The organism is Streptomyces sp. NBC_01264 (genome assembly GCF_026340675.1).
Taxonomy (GTDB): Bacteria; Actinomycetota; Actinomycetes; order Streptomycetales; family Streptomycetaceae; genus Streptomyces.
Genome location: NZ_JAPEOX010000004.1, coordinates 302,618 through 319,979, shown reverse-complemented (window position 1 = coordinate 319,979; position 17,362 = coordinate 302,618). Strand labels below are relative to the sequence as shown.

Below are 17,362 nucleotides of genomic sequence, written 5' to 3'. Positions count from 1 at the left end.
CCCGGCGCCGGGCGGCCGGCACAGTGCGGGCGGCGGGCGGGGCGCGCCGAGAGGAGCCGTGCGGGCGCCCGTGCGGCCACCAGCCACCACAGCGATCAGCGGATGCCCGCGCGGCGCGGGCCGGCAGACGGCGCGACGAACGGCGGCCGGCACCGGCGGGACAGAAGGAGAAACCCGAATCCCCGGCCGCGGGCCCCGCGCCGGCCGGCCAGGAGCCGCCGGCACCGCACCGGACGCGGGCCCGGTACCCCCCGGCCGTGCGGGGACACCATGGATCTCCGCCAGACGGCTCCCCCACCGGGAACAGCCGGAGCCCGGCCGGCCCCGGCCCAGCACGGCCCCCGCTCGGGAGCTCGGCAGCCGGCGGACGAACCTCGGCACCGGAGCTCGGCGGCCGGGCCCAACTCCGCGGCGCCGGCGGAACAGCGAGACAGCCGCCGGGCGGGCGCAGCGGCCGTACGGCGCCCTGCCGGCGACGAACAGGCTGGCGCCGCTCCGCGTCGGACGCGGGCGCCGCAGAGAGCCCGCACGGCGCCCAGGAAACCCAACGGGAGCCGCCCGGGGCGAGACGGGCGCAGCGCCCCGCAAGGGGCCCCCCGCGGCACAGGAGCTCGACGGGCGGGCGAAGGGCCTGCGCCGGATCACGGCCGGCCCGAGGGCCGGCGGCACGACCGTCCTGGACGCCGCGGCCCGGAGCCCGGTGCCCGGCCGCGGGCGAGGGCCAGGCCAGCGCTCGGTGCCCCACCACCAGGCGGACGCCGCCGGACATGGGCCGGCGGGCGGGCGCGGGGCGTCAGCACGTGAGCCGGCGGGGCGCAGCGACGGGCACGGCCGGCGGAACACGGCGCACCCCGGGCCGGCAGGCGCGCCGCAGCGCAGAGCGCACGACGTCGACGTCGACGAGCAACTCGGCGCCCCGGCCCGGCGGCGGCACCGAGGACTCAAACCGGGGCCCCACCGTGCCCCGGGAGCGGCCGGCCTCGACCGGAAGCCGGGCGCAGCAGTGCGCGGCCACCGAGTACCCCCCGGGTGCCGGCGGCGCGCCCTGGGAATCCGTCCGCCAGGACGCGGCAGGCTGGCCGCGGCGTACGGCGCCGACGAGGAGCTGGGCACCCCCGGCCGGCAGCGGCGGGAGCCGCGGGCCGGCGTCGCACTCCGAGCGCCGGCCGGGGCGTACGTCGTCCGGCAGCCCCTGGAGCGGGGACCGCCGGCGAACTGGCCGGCCGGGCCGGGAGAGCAGCTCCGGCCGGCAAAGCGGTGGCGGGCGGCGGGGCCAGCGGCGGCGACGCTCTCCGGCTTTCCGAGGCGGCCGTCGACGGGGAGCAGCGACATCGCCCAGGAACCCGGCACCCGGGTGCAGCAGGGCACGGCGGGAGTACGGCGCCGCGGCGGGCAGGGTCCGCCGGCGGCTCAGCCGGGGGCGGTCCCGGGGCCCTCGGGTACAGCCGGCCCGGTGGGCGCCGCATCGTCGTCGGCGGGCGCCAGGTGGCCGGCCACGACCTCCTCCAGCACCTCGTACACCGCGGCCGCCCGGGTACTGCGCGCGCTGCCCAGAACCTCCCTCGGCGCGCTCAGCAGCGCCTGCCAGTGCTGCCCGCTCATCCGGCCCCGGCCGGCCGCCCTCAGCGCGAACACCAGCCGGCGCTGCGCCTTCTCCTGCAGCGGCCCCCGGGGCGGCGTCACCAACCGGTGCGCCGCCATCGTCAACTTCTGGCGCAGCGTCGGCGCGAGGTCCCCCCACAGCGGATCGTCCGTGGCGGGGAGCAGCAGCCCTTCCGCCGCCCCCGCCGCCGCCCGCACCGGCGGCCCGGCCGGTTTCCCGGAGCGCTCCGCCACCGCGGCGGCCGGCTCCACGCCCTCGGTGTCCCCCCGCCCGGCGCCTGCGGCCGGCGCCGCTCCCCCGCCGGCCTCCTCGGCGGCCTCCTGAGCTCCTTCCGCGGCCGCGGGCGCCCCGGCGCACCCGCTCCCCCGGACATGCGCGGCCAGCCCCGCCGGCGGCCCCGCGTACGCGCAGCCCGCACACCGCACCCACCCCGCCTCACCGACCGCCGCCCCCACCACCGACACCTGCGGCCCGAACCCCGCCTGCACCAGCCGCTCCGGCAGGCTCAGCCCCGACACCGCCCGCAGCGCCGCGGCCGCCGTGATGTCGTGCCCCCGCACGAACCACCGCCCAATCCCCGCCTCACCCCCGCACCCACAGAAACAGTCCCCCGTCGGGATCAACCGCGCTTTCCTCGTCACCGTCATGCGCGGCAACGTACCGGCCCCGGCCCCGCCCCAGGTCACGAACACCACACCCGGACCACAACCGCCCACAACGCGACCAGAGCCGACCACTCCACGATCGAGAATGACCAGCGCGCACCTACAACACGCCCCGCTTGCACGCCCTGACAGCGTGCACGTCAGCGCGTACGAACAGCGCGCTGTCACAGCGCGCCCGTCCTGCATGACCAGGCAACACGCACCACCGGGCGGCAACCGGTCATGCTTCACCGGCACGCACCCATATCACGCCACCGGGCCGGTCCCGGGTGCCGGACCGGCCCGCACGCCAGACCACACCGTCCACCGGGCACGACCATCCAGCGCGATGGCCGGCAGCCCGGGCAGCAGCAACGGACAGCCGACACGCGGCCGAACGGCAGCGACCAGGTATCGGCCGCCCGGCCCCGGCTCGACGACCGCGGCCACGGCCAGCCGGCGGCAGGAGCGGCGCCGGCGGACTCCCGGCCCGAGGAGCAGCGACGGTGGCGGGCGGACTCGACGGCGGCGGGTGCCGGGCGGCCAACCCGACCACCCCCGCTCCGGCGCAGCGAGGCGACCGCAGCGGACGGCGGCTCGGGGCGGCCGGACCGGTTCGACAACGGGCCAGGGGCCGGCGGAGCGGCGAGGCCCGGGCGGTCCCGGAGGTGTTGCCGGTGCCGCAACACCCCACCGAGCGGCCGGAGTCCGGCCCCCGGGACGATCGCCGGGCGGCCTGGCCCCGGGGGCGGGACGGGCGCAGCAGCACGGCCGCCACACGGGCGGCGGTCAGCAGGTCGATGTGGGTCGGTGCGCCGTCAGTCCGGCACCGGGTCATGGAACCCGCGCCGCCGAGCTGCCCCCGGCCGACACCGCAGCAGGCGTGCCAGGGCCAGCCGGCCGCCGCGCAGCGCGCCGTGTCGGTGCAGAGCCTTGACCGCGTACGTCGAGCAGCTCGGCGTGTACGGGCAGCAGGCGGGCCGGACGGGGCTGACTGTCGTCCGGTAGCGCCGCACCGCCCCGTACAGCACGCCCGCGGCCCGGCCGGCCGGACGGGGCGCCGCTGGATCGGTGCTTGCCGGGCTGGCGGGGCCGGGCCGCACGGCGAGCAGGGCGAGAGAGGCCAGCCACATCTCGGGGCAGCACGTCCGGTTCCAGTAGCAGCTATCCGCGCACGCCTCGGCGCAGTTCTCCTTGCGGTTCGCCCTGCCCGCGCCGTTTGCGCCGTGCCTCGTGTTCCCGCGCTGCCGTGCCACCCGGTCCCCCTCACCTCGGTTCGGTCATGATCGTACGGATGGCGGTCCACCGGGCCGGCGAGCGCGTCACCGCGAAGGCGACAGCCGGGCGGCGGGCCGGAACCGTTTACGGGCAGCCGGACGTGCGGCACGGACGGTCCCGGAGGTGTTGCCGGTGCCGCAACACCCCACCGAGCGGCCGGAGTCCGGCCACCAGGACGACCGCCGGGCGGCCCCGGCCCGGCCCGGGCGCGGGACGGGACGGCGGCGCGGGCGGGCGGGCGGGCGCAGCAGCACGGCCGGCGTACGGGCGGCCGCCACCACCTCGACGAACCAGCGGGGCAGCCGGCAGGCGACGGACCTGCTCCACGGCGGCCAGGCGGACGCGGGCGGCGTACGGCCGCAGCTGCCGGACTACCCGGCGACGTGGAATGTTGCGGACGCCGCAACACCCCACCGAACCAGCCGGATCCCCGGCAGACGGCCGTCGAACCGGGTGCCCGTGGCCGGGGCCCGGCAAGCGGACAGGGAGCAGCGGCGGCCCGGCACCAGGCAAGCGGTCACCCAGGGCCCGGGCGGGCAGATCGGCAGGCACCACGTCGATGAACTGCGGCCGCGGCCAGCGGCGGACGCCGGGAGCTCCCGCGGGCGGCCGGCGCGGGACCGGGCACCGGCGGGAGCTCCCCCGCGGCCAGGGGCAGGCGCAGCACGGTGTCCTCGCCCCGCCTCGCGCCCGGTCGGGGCGCGGCATCGCGCCGGACCGCGAGGCCGGCCCGGGACCAGAACGAGGACCGGCCCCCCGCCCCGCGCGTCGGGCGGTGAAGTCCGGGGCGCGGGGCGGGCGGGCCTCGGTCAGCCGCAGAGCAGGACCACCACGGTGGCGTCGTCCCGGTAGCCGTCTGCGTCGGGCTCCGCCGCGGCCACCAGGGCGTCGGCGAGGGCCTGCGGCTCGGTCGCGTACGCGCGGCACAGCCGTACGAACGTCTCCCGGTCGACCTGGTCGGACACCCCGTCGGACACCAGCAGCACCAGGGCGGCGGCCTCCTCGGGGATCTGCACCTGCCGGCACGTCGCCGCGCTGGCCTGCGCGAGCCCCAGGCGGGACCAGTTGTCGTGCCTCGCCGCCTCGAGCTGCACGGCCGCCCCTCCGTTCCGGCGCAGCCACTGGCCCATGGTCTGGTCGTCGGACCACAGGGTGAGCCCGGCGCCCTCCCGCCAGCCGTACGCCCGGCAGTCCCCGATCCAGTGCACGGACGCCGGCTGCCCCGGCTCCACGCAGGCGTACACGGCCGACGCGTGTGGCGGCTGGTCGTAGGCCGCGGCCATCTGCCCGGCCGTCATCAGCCCGGCCAGCCCGCCCAGCGCCGTGCCGATGTGCGTGATCACCGCCGGGGCGATCGCGGAGTACCGCACGGTGTCCGGGTGGTGGCCGGCGCCGTCGACCACCGCCGCGGACACCCTGCCCCCGCACCGCTGCACGTCCACGCCGTCCGCGCACGGCGGCTCCGTCCCCGCCCGCTGCGCCAGCCCCACCACGACCACCGGGTTCTTGATCGCTTCCATCACCATGTCCTCCTTCGTCCGGGAGCCGATCGGCCCCGCCCCTACAGGCCCGACCGAGAAGAAGAACGCGCTCGATACCACTCGATGACGCCAAACGACACAGAACGGCCGTACGCAGCGGGACCAGACCCGAACGGCGACAACACGGCGAGACGACCGCGTAGCGGCGGCGGCCCCGCGAGCAGGCGGGCAGGGAGCACGCCGGACAGGGCGCGCGGTCGGCGGCGGCGGGCGGCCGGGGCGCGCCGGCGGACCGGTATCGGGCCGGACGCCGGAGTACGGCGGCGCCGGGCCGGAGGCGGGCGGCGCGGGACCGGGGCCTTGACCGCGGGCAGGAGGTGTTGCCGGCGTGGAGCAGCGACGAGCCGGAGCGGCCGCGGGCCGGCGATCGGTTGGGGGCGGACGGCGCGGACGGGCGGCAGCTGGCCCGCAGCGGCAGGGGCCCGGCGCGGGACCGGGCGCCGAGCTCGGACGGCGTCCCGGCGCCGGGCGGACGCCGGAGCAGCGGGCGGCGGGGGCGGGGCGCGGCACTGGGGCAGGGCCGGCCCCGTCTGCCGACGACCAGCGGAGCAGAACTTCGACGGCGGTGCCGGGCCGGCGGCAGGACGAGCTGGGCGCGGCGGCCAAGGCGGCGGGCACCGCGCGGCGCGGCCGGGCGGGACGGCACGGGGGCGGAGCGGCGGCCGCGGGCGGCGAGGCGTACGGGCAGTCCCCGTGTCGGCGAATCCCGCCCCGGCCGGCCCCACCAGCCGCTAGGTTGGGACGGCGAGCTCCTGCCGGCCCTCGGCCCGCAGCCGCTCATCTCCTCCCCGCCGTCGCGGGGTTACGGCCTCCCGCCGTACGACTGCCTCCCTGCTCGGCGCAGGGACGACACCCGGTCCCGTCCCGGGTGCATCGCCCCCTGCCCCGCCATCGAGAGGCCCTCGTCGTGAACCCTGCCGAGCAGACCGCCGCCACCGTCACCGCCGCGTACCCCGGGCTGCGCCGTACCTCCCCGCTCCGCCCCGGAGCGCCCCTGACCGAGGTCGAGCTGGACCACCGGCTCACCACCCGCTACAGCTGGCACGGCTACGAGGTCGACGTCCACGTCGGCCCCCCGGAACACCTCAACCGCGAGGACGTCGAGGACACTTCGCTGCAGCGCCAGGTCCGCGCGGTGGCCACCCTCGTCGTCCTCGACGTGCAGGGCGCCACCACCCCGGGCCATGTCGAGTGGGACCTCGCGAACACCCGCCCCGAGCTGGTCTTCCCCGCCGCCTCCAGCGCGGCCGCCGCGGACACCGGTGACCCCCGATTCGCCAGCGCCGTCCTGGCCACCGTCGCACGGGCCCTCGAGCACGCCCGTATCGCGACCGCGGAAGCCACGCGCCGCGCCGCCACCGCCGCCGAGGAAGCCCAGTGGGAACGGGAACGGCCCGACGGAGTGAGCCGGCTGAAGTGGTTGCGCCTCAAGCGCGAGGAACGCGACCAGAACGCCGCAGCCACGGAGACGGCTGTCCCGGCCGGGGAGACCAGCACCCCCACCGGCTGACACCCGCGACCGCCCCGGCCCTCACGGACAGCCGCGCCTCCTGTTCGGCGATGTTCGGCGGCGGCCGGGCGGGCGCCGGGACGGCCCGGGGCGGAGCCGGGGCGGCGGTTCACTGCGGGTCGTCGCTCCGCGGCAGCCGGCGGGTCTGCTCCAGCAGCAGTTCCACCTGCTGCACCAGTTCCCGCGGCAGACTGGGGCGACCGTACGGGTCCAGCCCCTGATCCCGCTGCGCGCGCATGGCGTCGACGTACCGCTCCTTGTCCCGCAAGGTCCGGCGCACCTCCATCGCCCTGTGCGCCTCGACCATCAGCTCGGTGAACGACTTGGGCAGCTCTCCCTGGTCGACCGGCAACTCCTGGTGGTCCTGCTGAGCCAGTGCGCCAGCGTCGGCGGGCGGCCCGCTCGCCACGGCGATCGCGGCCGGGGCGGGCCGGGTCTGGTCCTCGGCGAGCATCCGCACGGCTTCCTCACGGCCGGCCTGGTCGAGCTTGGCGGGCAGCTGCCCCGTGTCGGCTGCGGCTTTCACGCGCTGCAGGGCCTTCTGGTAGCCACAGCCGGTCAAGCGGTTCAACCCGCGGGCAATCCGCTCCTGGTTGGTGGTGTTGTGGGAGGACGGGGCCATAACTTCTCCTTCGTCGCGTTCTGGCGTTGCGGTTCGTCCCACCACGAGCATGGCCAGGGTGCGCGGTTCGGAAGAGGGCACCGGTCGTCGCTCGCACCCGCGCGGCAGCACGGTTCACCGGTATCCGGGGGTGGGCCCGGAACGGCACGCACAGGCGAGGTGCGCTGCGCCGAGCATAGTGGTCGCCCCCGACAGCACCCGGGGCGCGGCCGTTCTGTCAGGAGGCCTGCGCCGCCCCAGACTCGTCGGCCAAGGCGTCCAGCTCCCCGCCGGGACCGTCCGCGTATGCGGTGGCGTACGACGGCTCGCCCGGGTTGTCGGCCCACGCAACGACACGGCGCGCACGCTCACGCCACCCCTGTGCCGCCTTCACCCGGTCCCCCCACCGGCTACGGCCCTGCGCGCACACCGTGCACAGCAGCCGGCCGTTCACCTCCCACACCTCCGGATCGGTGGTGAAGCAGACGGGGCAGCACCCCTTCGACCACGCCGGAGGATGGCACGGCTTGGCCATCATCAGCAGGGCCGTGATGATGATGTGGCCGCAGTACGCGCACTCGAGGCCGTACAACGCGTTCCGGTCGCAGCGGGGGCAGTGCTCACCGGCCAGAACCTCCGCCCGAGTGACGGCGGCCTCGGAAGTCCCTGTCGGCGCGAGCTCGGCAGCGGCGTACTCGATCACGTGATTCTCCTCAGTCGGCGGCCCCTCCGCCAGCACTCACTAAATTACCCACACGCCCGCATCAGGTCAAGTTTTACGCGCCGCTTTCGGTGGTTCGGCCCCGCTCTGGGAACGGGCCCGACGCCGGAGCCGGCCGAAGGGGCAGCACCTCAAGCGCGAGGAACGCGACCGGAACACCGCGGCCACGGAGACGGCCCCGGCCCGGCCGGTGCAGCGGCACCCCCGCCGGCTGACACCACCCGACTCCCCCGGGCCGAGCAGCAACCCGGACCGCACAGCGCAGCCCGGCGACCGAGGCACCGTACGCAGCAGCCGGGGCCACCGGGCCGGACCCTGGCGGCGGGGCAGCCGGGCACCGGAGGGGACCACGCGGCCGGGCGGCGTCGGTCAGCCCCCGATCACTCCCGAGCCGGTGCCCGGGCCCCGGCCGGGGAGCCCTTCCGGCGCCGGCTGGGCGACGTCGACCTCCCCGGCTTCGACCAAGGCCAGGCGCAGCTGCTCGGCCTGCGCGGGCCGCTCGGCGGCGGGCCCGACGTCGGCGGCCCGCAGCAGGGCCCGGGCGTGCCGGCGGACCTGGGCGTCGTACCAGGGGTCAGGAGCGGGGCGGGTGAGCAGCCGGGCGGCCAGAAGCAGGGCGTCGGGGCTGCGCGGGTGGCCGGCGGCGCGTTCGGCGACGTCGCCGGCTTCGCTCTGGGCCGGGGTGTGGGCGGCGCTGGCCCGGGCCAGGGGCAGCCACACCTCATCCGGGACGGCGAGGTCGGCGAAGTTGCCGGCGCCGGCGAGCGCGCCGGGCGGCAGGCCGGCGTCCAGCGCGGCCGTCCACCACACGAGGACGGCGTCCACGGCTGCGGGGGCAACGGCGGCTCGGGGCGCCGGGGCCGGCACGCCGCCACCGGTGTACGGGCGGTGCGGCGCGTGCAGGGCGAGGGCCGCAAGCAAGCGGGAGGCCGCCGCGGCGCCCCCGGGGCCGGCCGCCAACTCGGCCCAGGCAGCCGCGGGGTCGCCGAGCAGGCCCAGGTGGCCGCCCGTCAGCGCGCGCGCCACCTGCGCGAGCGCGCCGGGCAGGTCCTCGCGCACGGCGGCCAGGAGCCGGCCGCGGTCCAGGGCTCCGAGGAGCAGCGGGTCGTGGCCGCCCCAGCGCAGCCACGCGGTGGCCGGCGAGTGCCGGCCGGGGTCGAGGGCGTAGAGCTCGGGGTGGGCGGCGGTGAAGGCGGGCGCGCGCCGGTGCAGGGCCGGCAGGTGCACGCCGATCGCGGTGGCGACCGCCTCGTCGCCGACGCGGGCGGCGAGCACGGCAGCGACCAGGTCGAGGACGTCGGCGGGCATCTCGCCCCCGGCGTGCGCCTGGTGGGCGGCGTACTCGATGAGGGAGCCCAGCGCGCGGACCGCCGGGTGCGAGCCCAGCAGTTCCCCGCCCGGCCCCTCTTCGGGGCCCGCTTCTTCGCCGCGCAGGACGGCATCGGCGGGGCCGGCCTGCGCGGAGTCGGGCTCGGGCGCGCAGGGGGTGTCGTGCGGGGGGCCGGCGGCGGTCGCCGGCGCGGCGGCGCGGGTGAGGGGCTCGGCGAGGTCGCGCAGGTGGTCCAGGACGGCCGGGAGTTCCGCGCCGAGATCGGCGCCCGTGCGCCACACCACGCCGAGCAGGTCGAACAGCGCCTGATCGGCGAACAGCACCGCGGTGGAGGGCTGGTGGCCAGCCGCGGCGGGCAGGGCGCGGCGCAGCGTGAGGGCGGCGAGCGCGGCCGCTGCCGGGCCGGCCGGGAAGGCGCCGGGGGTGCCCGCGGCGGTGGCGGCCGCAGCGAGGTAGAACGCGCCGAGGTCCGGACGGGCCAGGGCGGCAAGCAGCTGGGGGACATCCGCGGTCCAGGCGTCCGGCGCCGCCTGGACCAGGCGGTGGAGCTCGATGGCGTAGCCGTCGGCGCCCGCGTCCTGGGCCGCGGCCAGGGCGGCGGCCACCGCGAGCGGGCCGGCCGTGGCGGCCAGCTGCAGCAGGTCTTCCGTCTGCAGGGCGACGGACTGCCTGACCGGCTCCGGACGGGCGGTGGCGCGCGGGTCGGACGGCCCGGCCGGCTGGAGCCTGCGCAGCGCGGCCAGGAGCGCAGCGAAGGCGGTGAGCAGCGGGGCGGGCAGGACCGGCGACCAGTCCCACACCCGCAGCCAGGAGGCGAGCGGCTCGACACAGCCGTCGACCTCGTCGGCGCCGGCGGGCAGGAGCCGGTCGGCTTCCTGGGCGGTAGGGGCCGGGCCGAGCGCCGCGCGCGCCCGCTGCTGAAGGGCGGCGGCCCGCTCGGCCGGGCAGTCGCGCAGCACCAGGGCGGCCAGCCGGGCGCCTTCCGCCGGCGGGCGGCCAGCCAGCAGCCGGACGGTGACCTCGACCGCCCGGTCCCACCACTCCCCCACGTCCGCGGCCTCGGCCGCGCCACCGGTGCCGGGGGTGGGCGGGTGCGCGGCCAGGTGGGCGGCGAGCAGTCGGTCGTGCAACCGCGGGTCCTCGGCGGCGATCCGCGGCCATCCCCGCAGCCGCTCGCCGAGCCGGACACCGGCCGCGGCGTCCGCGGCGGCCAGGTCCAGCACCGCCCGGGCCAGCTGCGGCCCCATGAAGGCGAAGACCGGATCGCCGAGGCGGACCTCGTCCAGGTCGACGTCGAAGACCACGTGCCGGGCGGCGCCGGGTGTCGCGTCGAGGTCACGGCGCAGCAGGCCCGCCGTTGCGTTGCGGGCCGCGCGGTCCCAGCCGAACGGCTCACCGCCGGCGGCGCCGCGGTGGACCGTGGTGACCATCTCCCGCAGCAGGACCGCGACGTCGTGGCCGGGCAGCCGCTCCGCTGTCAACCGGGCGATCTCCTCCTCCAGTTGCAGATCAATCAGCGCCTCCTCGCGGGCGCGCCCGGCGGTGTCATCCGGGTACGCGCCCGCCGCGGCCGCTTCCCGCTCGCCCCCGGGGCGCCCGCTGGCGCCGTCCGGGCCCGCGCCGTCCGGGCCCGCGCCGTCCGCGACCGCCTCGCCGGCGGCGGGCGGGGGCGCGGCCACGGCCAGCAGAGCCCCACGGCCGGCGTGTTCGGCGTCCACCGCGTCCTTCAGCAGCCCCTCGGCCACGACCAGCCAGTCCCCGTTGCGTTCCGCGACCGGCAAGGTGCGCGCCCAGCGGGCCGCCAGCCGGCGCGACCATCCCGCCTGCCCGGCCGGGGCCCCGGGCCGGGGCGGCGCGGTGACCTCGGGCAGCAGCAGACGCACGTCCGCGGGGGTGAGAGCGCCGTCCAGGGCCAGGCGCAGCAGCGCGTCCAGCACGCCCGGGCCGGCGGCGGCGAGCTCAACGGCGCGGCCGGCCAGCCATGTCCGGGCGGCGTGCGGGGCGTGGGCGGCGAGGTGCTCGAGGAACGGGGCAGCCGGCCAGATCCCGGTCTCCTTGTCGGCCAGCAGCAGGTGCGGCGCGTGGTCGTCCAGGACCTCGAGCCAGGTTGCGGCCGGGCCGGAGCGGAAGAAGTACGCCTCGGCGCGCGGATCCGCCCAGCCGGCCAGCTCCGCCGCTTCCTTCCCGCCCGGGCCGGTGAGCGCGGCCAGCTCCAGGACGCGGGCGGCACGGCCGGGCAGCGGCACCAGCAGCTCCCGGGCCGCCGCCAGGAGAGCGGTGTACAGGCGGGCCGGCCGGTCTTCCTCGGCGCCGGCGCCGTGCAGGGTCCCCGACGCCTTCGAGTACAGGTCTCCCCACGCGCCCAGGGCCTTGTCCTGCGCGGCACCGAGCCGCAGGCCCATCAGCCGCTCGGCGATCCCCCGCGCCTGACGGCGCCGGTGGCCGCCCGGGATGGCGATCTCGTTGCGCAGCACCTCAGCCGCGCCCCGCATCCGCTCCCACTGCGCTCCATCCGCTTCCGCCGCCCCGGCGGACTGGGCCGCCGGAGCGGGAAGGGCGTCCACCTCGTGCAGCAGGCCCTTCGCCGCGGACTGCAGGCCGGCCGCGTCCTTCGGGGCCCCGGGCAGCTTCAACAGGGCATCGGCCGCGCTGCGCACACACGCCTCGACGATCTCCCCGGGCCGCTCCAGGCCGCCGGCCCCGGACAGGATCCGGTGCGCGTCCCGCACCAGCCCCAACGCCCGCACCCCTTGGGCCCCCTGGTCCAGCAGAGCCCGGGCAAGAACCTCGTCGACCTCGGGCAGTACGTCCTCGCCAGCCGGCGGCGTCTGGTTGCTCACCGGTGCACCGTAGAGCCCGCGGGCCCGCGCCCGGGGCGAAACCCGACAGCCCGACCACCGGGCGACGGCGGACGAGCGCCGGCAGCCGAGGGCAGCCGAGGGCGCGGAGCCGGCGGGCACACACCGGCCAACAACGCCCACCGGCCAACGACGTCCACCAGACGCCCCGGACCACCAGCGAAACACCCACGCGGGCGGCGCGCGGCAGCCGGGCGGGCGCGGCGGCCGGGCGGTCGGGCGCCGGGCGCCGGGGAGCGGCCGGCGGGCGGAGGGCGGCAGCGGGGGCGGGACGGGGCCGGGGCGGGGACGACGGACGGGGCGGGCGGCCGGGCGCCGGGACCGGACGGCGGACGGGCGCCGGGGAGCGCGGCCGGGCGACGGGCGCGGCGGACGCGGCGGCGAACAACGCGGCCCGTACGGCGGGACGGGCAGCCGGCCGCCGGACAACCCGGCGAGACAACAACCGGACCCCCGACCACGACCAGCCGGACCGTGAAAGACCCGGCGACACGGCCGGACGGGACGGGACGGGCGGACGGCGCGGCGGCGGAGCCCTTCTAGGGCAGGGTCCCGGCCGCCCGCCGACGAGCGAGCATGCGTGTTTTGATCTGGGCCTGGGTGGGCCTCTCCCATCGGTGGAAGCCCTTCCCGGGCATCCACCATCCGCCGTGTTCGGCGCCACCGCGGCCGCACCAGCGGCATCCGTACGGGACGGGCGGGTGGCCGTCCGGGTACCGGATGTGGCCACGCAGCATGCCGGTGGCCTCATCACGTCGTCCGTAGCCGAGCAGGTGCTTGGTCGGGTCCTGCACGGTCAAGAGAACTCCAGAGTGTTCACGGGGCCGCAGCGAGCGCGGCCGGGGGCGAGGCGGACATCAACTGCGCCAGGGCCGCCTCCGTTAGAGGCGAGGACGGCCCTGGCGCGGCCGTTCAGTGGTCGGCGCAGACGTACGTCTTGATCCGGGAGTTGCCCAGTGAGCCGACTTCCGCGGTGACCTCACCGGTGTTCTCGCAACCGGAGAAGAAGCACTTCGCGGTCAGCCTGCGGACCATCTCCTCGCCGACCGCGCACGTACGCGGGGGCAGCCGCATCGTCAGCGAGGGCTCTTCTGCGGAGGTGAGCTCCAGGCGCCACAGCCGCGGCTCGTCCTCGTCTTCGGCGCTGTGGGTGACGGTGAACAGGGCGGAGCCCAGAGTGTCCAGACGGACGCGGTCGCCCGGGTGGAAGCTGGAGACCCACCATGACCTGTCCGGCCGTGGTTCGCCGTCGATGAGCAGAACTTCACTGCCGGTCGGTGTCGGCATGCGGGGCCTCCGTGGGTCGTTGGGGCAAAAAGCCATCGGCAGGGCTACTCGCCCTTACGTGCGAGGAAGGCTCCCGGGTCGGGGGTGCCTCCGCTCTCGTCGACGGCCATCAGCCACTCGTCGAACAGGTCATCGCCGAGGCGCCTGTGGAACTCGGTCATGATCCAGCCGCGGACGAGAGCGAGTTCCTTAGTCGCTGCCCTGCCTTCGGTGGCTGCCCACCCCAGGCAGAGCGCCTCATCGCTGAGGCGCGCAGCCATCACCGCGACCTCGGCATCCGCCTGCTCGCGCGCCATGACGTCCATCTGATCTCCTCATCTCGATGCTCGACTCTCGCTTTCACTAAATTACCCACACGAGGAGTTGGCGTCAAGTTATACGCCACGCTCCAGCACCTCGCGCGATAGCTCAATGAGCGGCAGCCGGCCGGAAGTCGAAGCGGCTACCGCGGACCGACGCTCAGGCCGAGCGAGCGGAACAGCCGACGGCCAGGATGCAGCGCGGACCAACGGCAGGGCGCACCTCAGACCCAGCTGCCCGGATCGGCACCGAGCGCCATCGCGTGGAGCGAGACCCCGTCCCGGTGTCCGACGAACAGCACATCCGCGTGATCGCCGAGCAGCACATCGCAGGGATCCCCCTCCGTCCCATCCCTCCTGACCACAACGGTCAATGTCACGTACTCGTCTTCTTCAGCCACTGCATCCTCCTCTCTCGAACGGGCGCCCGGGCCGGGCATGCCGGGGCCAGGGCGGGTCAGCCGACGGCTGGCCCGGGCTCAGTAGTTCGCGTACAACTCCTCAAGCGAGTCGGGCCACTCGCACTCGCTTTCGCACAGCTCGAAGAATCGACCGCACGGGCACTTGGGGGCCCGGCGGGTGATCTCGACCTTGGTGAAGGCGTGCCGGTCCATGTGGTCGCCGCCGCCGAAGTCAACGCGGGTCCCGTGCAGCATGTAGTCACTCTCAGCGCGGCGCACAGGGCCATAGACGGCGCCCGCGGTGTCGCCAGGGAAGCGGAAGAGGTCCCCCATCATCAGGTCCTTGATGAACGCGTCCTGGTCGTTGATGACCACCTGCGACCTAGCCTTTCGATGAGGTTGACCGGCGCCATCATCCGTCGCCGCACTCACTAAATTACCCGCTCAGGGGAGACGTGTCAAGCTATACGCGTCAACCTGCGAATCCGCCCGATTACTCCGGCGCGCAGGTGAGGAGGTAGATGTGGGTGTGCAGCGTGCTGCCGACCGCGTACCGGACGTAGGCGCGACCACCGGCCCGGTGGTAGGTGACTCCGGCGCTGGGGCGCCGAGTGCGGACGCCTGCCAGGGTTGCCCGCATGTCCGCCAGGCGGAGACCGGCAGGGAGAGGGACCTCACGGCGGGTGCCCTGCTCGTTCCCAAGGAACGCCTGCACCTGGCCGAGGCCGAAGGCGTACATTGCCGCCCCGGTTGCCGGTCGCAGCTCCAGGCGCTGGATCTGCTCCGCCGTGGCGCAGGCCACCCCGGGCAGTGGTGCGTTCATCGTCGGCAGGTCCGGGATGAACAGCCAGCCATCCTGGCCCGACAGGGCCGTACGCAGCTGGCCATCGGTCAGAGCGCCGGCTTCCGGGGCGAGGGGGAACCTCTCCCAGACACCTGCCGTCCTCAAGCCCCGGTGCCAAGTGAGGCCGTGCTGTGACCGCGCACGATCCCCGTCCACAAAGCGCAGCGGTAGCACCTTCGGGGCGGTGCGGGTGTTGTCGCTGCGCTGGGCCATCACGGGCTCCTTCTGTTGTCGCCGGCTGTCGTGTTCACTAATTTACCCAATATGGGGCAGCGCGTCAAGTTTCACGCGCCACAGGGTGCGGCTCGTCCACCGCCCGGGTTGGGCGGCCGCACGGACCACCTCCGGATCCACGGGCGACTCGGGGGTTGCGCGAGGACCCGAATCTCATGGCGCGTATAACTTGACACGCCAACCCGATGCGGGTAAATTAGTGATCAGTCGGGGGAGCAACCCCGAACTCCCCTACGCCGAAAGCGAGAACAGATCATGCAGGCGACTTCCACCCCCCTCTTCGGTACCGACCGCCTGATCGTCTCCACGGTGAAGACCTCCGACACCCGCCCGCACCGTGTGCAGGTGGTCGACCTCTACATCGACGGCGACCGGCAGGGTGGGATGTGCGTGGTGTGCGACGCCTACGGCGAGCTGAACGCGCTGACCGACCTCGCGCCGCACGCATACGGCTGCACCCCCGGCATCGAGGCGTTCGCCAGCCCGGCGCCGAGCTGGCTCTGAGCCCTTCGCAGTGACGACGGTGGGGTGCTGCGGACACAGCACCCCACCGTCCCAGCCCTCCAGAACGGAACTGACCTTGAGCAACCCCGACTCCCCCACCGTCACCGTCGAACTCGGCCGGGACGACCTCGCAGCCCTCCTGGAAAAGGTCTGGGGAACCCTCACCTGGGAGGACCCCTCCGGCGCACACCGCGCCCTCCAGAACCTGCGCACCGCGTATCTCGACTCCGTCCGCCCCTGAGTTCCCGTACGCCCTTCCCGCTCTGCCGAGGAGATCAGCCCCGTGTCCAAGATCAAGCTCTCCGTCGACGCCGAACTGGTCGTACACGATTCCCGGGCCGGCAGGCCCGAGACCCTCCTGGCGCGCGTAGCCCGGGTCGGACGGGACTACGTGTACCTGGAGTCCGCGGATCACCGCCGGCTCCCCACCGAACGCTTCAGCCTGGAGGACCGGACTGGCAGTGGATCTCGCGCCCGCTTCTACACCCCGCAGGAGTGGGAGGAGCACCAGCGGACCACGCGAGCAACCGACTTCCTGCGAAGCCGCGGTGTTTGGACCAAGCACGAATCCCCGTACCGCCACGACACCATCACCCTCGCCAACCTCATTAGGGCCCACGAAGGTCTCGACGCGATCTGATTTCGGGGCGGCGCCAGGACGGTCCCGGCGCCGACGACCGCAGGGTGCGACCGGTCGCACAGGGGCGGTTGCCCGTCACCGGTGGGGCGCCGGCCTCCCGACCCGCAGGCGACCCGTTCAGCGACGGTGGCTCTGAAGCGCGGCCATCACCGTCGTGGCGCGGGCCTCGGAAATGCCGACCTGCTCGAACAGGGCCTCCTCATGGCGAGCACGGCAGCTTGCCTCCGCCACCTCCTGGCGGGCGCGGTGCACGGCGGCCAGCGCGTGTGCCGCCTCGCGCTCCTGGGCGACGCGCAGGAGCGGGCGCAGCTCGTCGTTGCGGCCCTCGATGATCTTCGCCGCGGCTGCGGCGACGTGGGGCATGACCGCCCGGACTGACGCAAGGCACCCGTCCTGCCTGCAGCGCACCGGGAGAGCTTCCCAAGAGCCGTCCTCGCTGCGCCAGAACGTCACGGTGAACACCAGGGGGATCCGGAAGCGGGTGGAGACGTCCACCAGGATCCCGGGAGTCGGCCGCCCGTCCGGGGCGTGGTGCGAGATGGTCGGGTGGAGGGTGAACCGGGCCTCGCGGGAGCCGAGCCGGCCGTGGACCTCGAGCGAGGGCACCGGGCGCGAGTGGTCGAAGTGCTCTGTGGGCGTCGCCTCCTGCGACGCCTGGACGGCGCGGCGGGGTGTGGCGTGCCGCGGCAGGAGCCGGTCGTCGAGCTGCGCGTTGAACCCGGCGGCGACCAGCGCCTGGTGGGCGTTCTGGCAAGTCCGGGAGACCTCGGTCGCGCTCAAGTCCTCGGGGAGCTGGTGCCAGGTGTAGATGGCCTCGCCGTGCCGGGTGAAGCCGTGGGCGTCCAGCAGGTCGAGCAGGCGGGCGGGTGCGGCGGTGCGGGAGACCGCGTAGACGGTCGGTCCTCCGTACCGCGGGTAGATCTCGACGTCGGTGCCGTTGTCGTCGGCCTGGTTGCTCAAGGTGTCCTCCTGGGTGGGGCGGGCAGGCCCTGGCGTCGCGTGCCCGCGCCGGGCGCCGGGGTCTGCCCCCGAGATGCATGTCTGGATTTCGCGCCATCTGGCGGGCG

At 75.9% G+C, this 17,362-nt stretch carries 17 protein-coding genes; 4 read left to right on the top strand and 13 right to left on the bottom strand.

Going from position 1 to position 17,362, the window contains the following annotated elements; genetic code table 11:
• Positions 1-1,410 precede the first annotated feature (1,410 nt).
• The 3 genes from OG435_RS46970 to OG435_RS46960 all read right to left on the bottom strand — a co-directional run bounded on the left by OG435_RS46970 (position 1,411) and on the right by OG435_RS46960 (position 5,045).
• On the bottom strand, positions 1,411-2,163 hold the full coding sequence (locus tag OG435_RS46970; RefSeq protein WP_266887169.1) for a hypothetical protein: 753 nt from the start codon (positions 2,161-2,163) through the stop codon (positions 1,411-1,413).
• A gap of 902 nt (positions 2,164-3,065) precedes the next feature.
• Positions 3,066-3,503 (bottom strand): membrane protein insertion efficiency factor YidD, encoded by a 438-nt coding sequence (gene yidD, locus OG435_RS46965; RefSeq protein WP_266887171.1) that lies wholly within the window; start codon positions 3,501-3,503, stop codon positions 3,066-3,068.
• A gap of 831 nt (positions 3,504-4,334) precedes the next feature.
• The gene (locus OG435_RS46960) at positions 4,335-5,045 is read right to left on the bottom strand and encodes a SpoIIE family protein phosphatase (protein ID WP_266887174.1); all 711 of its coding nucleotides are present in this window, start codon (positions 5,043-5,045) and stop codon (positions 4,335-4,337) included.
• A gap of 928 nt (positions 5,046-5,973) precedes the next feature.
• Here OG435_RS46960 and OG435_RS46955 point away from each other — a divergent pair.
• Positions 5,974-6,576 carry a hypothetical protein gene (locus tag OG435_RS46955; protein WP_266887176.1) on the top strand — a complete coding sequence of 201 codons (603 nt, stop codon included), beginning with the start codon at positions 5,974-5,976 and terminating at the stop codon, positions 6,574-6,576.
• 109 nt (positions 6,577-6,685) lie between these two features.
• Here OG435_RS46955 and OG435_RS46950 read toward each other — a convergent pair whose 3' ends face one another.
• The 9 genes from OG435_RS46950 to OG435_RS46910 all read right to left on the bottom strand — a co-directional run bounded on the left by OG435_RS46950 (position 6,686) and on the right by OG435_RS46910 (position 15,130).
• Positions 6,686-7,198, bottom strand: coding sequence for a hypothetical protein (locus OG435_RS46950; RefSeq protein WP_266887178.1), 513 nt, complete (start codon positions 7,196-7,198; stop codon positions 6,686-6,688).
• A 217-nt stretch (positions 7,199-7,415) separates the two neighbouring features.
• A complete protein-coding gene (locus tag OG435_RS46945; protein ID WP_266887180.1) occupies positions 7,416-7,880 on the bottom strand; it encodes a hypothetical protein in 465 nt (154 codons plus the stop codon).
• 387 nt (positions 7,881-8,267) lie between these two features.
• A complete protein-coding gene (locus OG435_RS46940; protein WP_266887182.1) occupies positions 8,268-12,068 on the bottom strand; it encodes a hypothetical protein in 3,801 nt (1,266 codons plus the stop codon).
• Between the two features lie 557 nt (positions 12,069-12,625).
• Positions 12,626-12,886, bottom strand: a complete 261-nt coding sequence (locus OG435_RS46935; protein ID WP_266887760.1) for a hypothetical protein — start codon at positions 12,884-12,886, stop codon at positions 12,626-12,628.
• 112 nt (positions 12,887-12,998) lie between these two features.
• A complete protein-coding gene (locus tag OG435_RS46930) occupies positions 12,999-13,373 on the bottom strand; it encodes a hypothetical protein (protein ID WP_266887758.1) in 375 nt (124 codons plus the stop codon).
• 44 nt (positions 13,374-13,417) lie between these two features.
• Positions 13,418-13,678 (bottom strand): hypothetical protein, encoded by a 261-nt coding sequence (locus OG435_RS46925; protein WP_266887756.1) that lies wholly within the window; start codon positions 13,676-13,678, stop codon positions 13,418-13,420.
• A 218-nt stretch (positions 13,679-13,896) separates the two neighbouring features.
• Positions 13,897-14,073, bottom strand: a complete 177-nt coding sequence (locus OG435_RS46920; RefSeq protein WP_266887754.1) for a hypothetical protein — start codon at positions 14,071-14,073, stop codon at positions 13,897-13,899.
• A 78-nt stretch (positions 14,074-14,151) separates the two neighbouring features.
• Positions 14,152-14,448: a hypothetical protein gene (locus tag OG435_RS46915; protein ID WP_266887751.1), complete on the bottom strand. Its 297-nt coding sequence runs from the start codon at positions 14,446-14,448 to the stop codon at positions 14,152-14,154.
• A gap of 118 nt (positions 14,449-14,566) precedes the next feature.
• On the bottom strand, positions 14,567-15,130 hold the full coding sequence (locus OG435_RS46910; protein ID WP_266887749.1) for a hypothetical protein: 564 nt from the start codon (positions 15,128-15,130) through the stop codon (positions 14,567-14,569).
• 276 nt (positions 15,131-15,406) lie between these two features.
• Between OG435_RS46910 and OG435_RS46905 the strand changes: the two genes are divergently transcribed.
• The 3 genes from OG435_RS46905 to OG435_RS46895 all read left to right on the top strand — a co-directional run bounded on the left by OG435_RS46905 (position 15,407) and on the right by OG435_RS46895 (position 16,295).
• On the top strand, positions 15,407-15,655 hold the full coding sequence (locus OG435_RS46905; RefSeq protein WP_266887747.1) for a hypothetical protein: 249 nt from the start codon (positions 15,407-15,409) through the stop codon (positions 15,653-15,655).
• 76 nt (positions 15,656-15,731) lie between these two features.
• The gene (locus tag OG435_RS46900) at positions 15,732-15,896 is read left to right on the top strand and encodes a hypothetical protein (protein ID WP_266887745.1); all 165 of its coding nucleotides are present in this window, start codon (positions 15,732-15,734) and stop codon (positions 15,894-15,896) included.
• 42 nt (positions 15,897-15,938) lie between these two features.
• Complete coding sequence (locus tag OG435_RS46895) at positions 15,939-16,295, top strand: hypothetical protein (protein WP_266887743.1); 357 nt, start codon at positions 15,939-15,941, stop codon at positions 16,293-16,295.
• A gap of 117 nt (positions 16,296-16,412) precedes the next feature.
• On the opposite strand, the gene OG435_RS46890 is transcribed toward OG435_RS46895, so the two are convergent.
• On the bottom strand, positions 16,413-17,255 hold the full coding sequence (locus OG435_RS46890; RefSeq protein ID WP_266887740.1) for a hypothetical protein: 843 nt from the start codon (positions 17,253-17,255) through the stop codon (positions 16,413-16,415).
• Positions 17,256-17,362 lie beyond the last annotated feature (107 nt).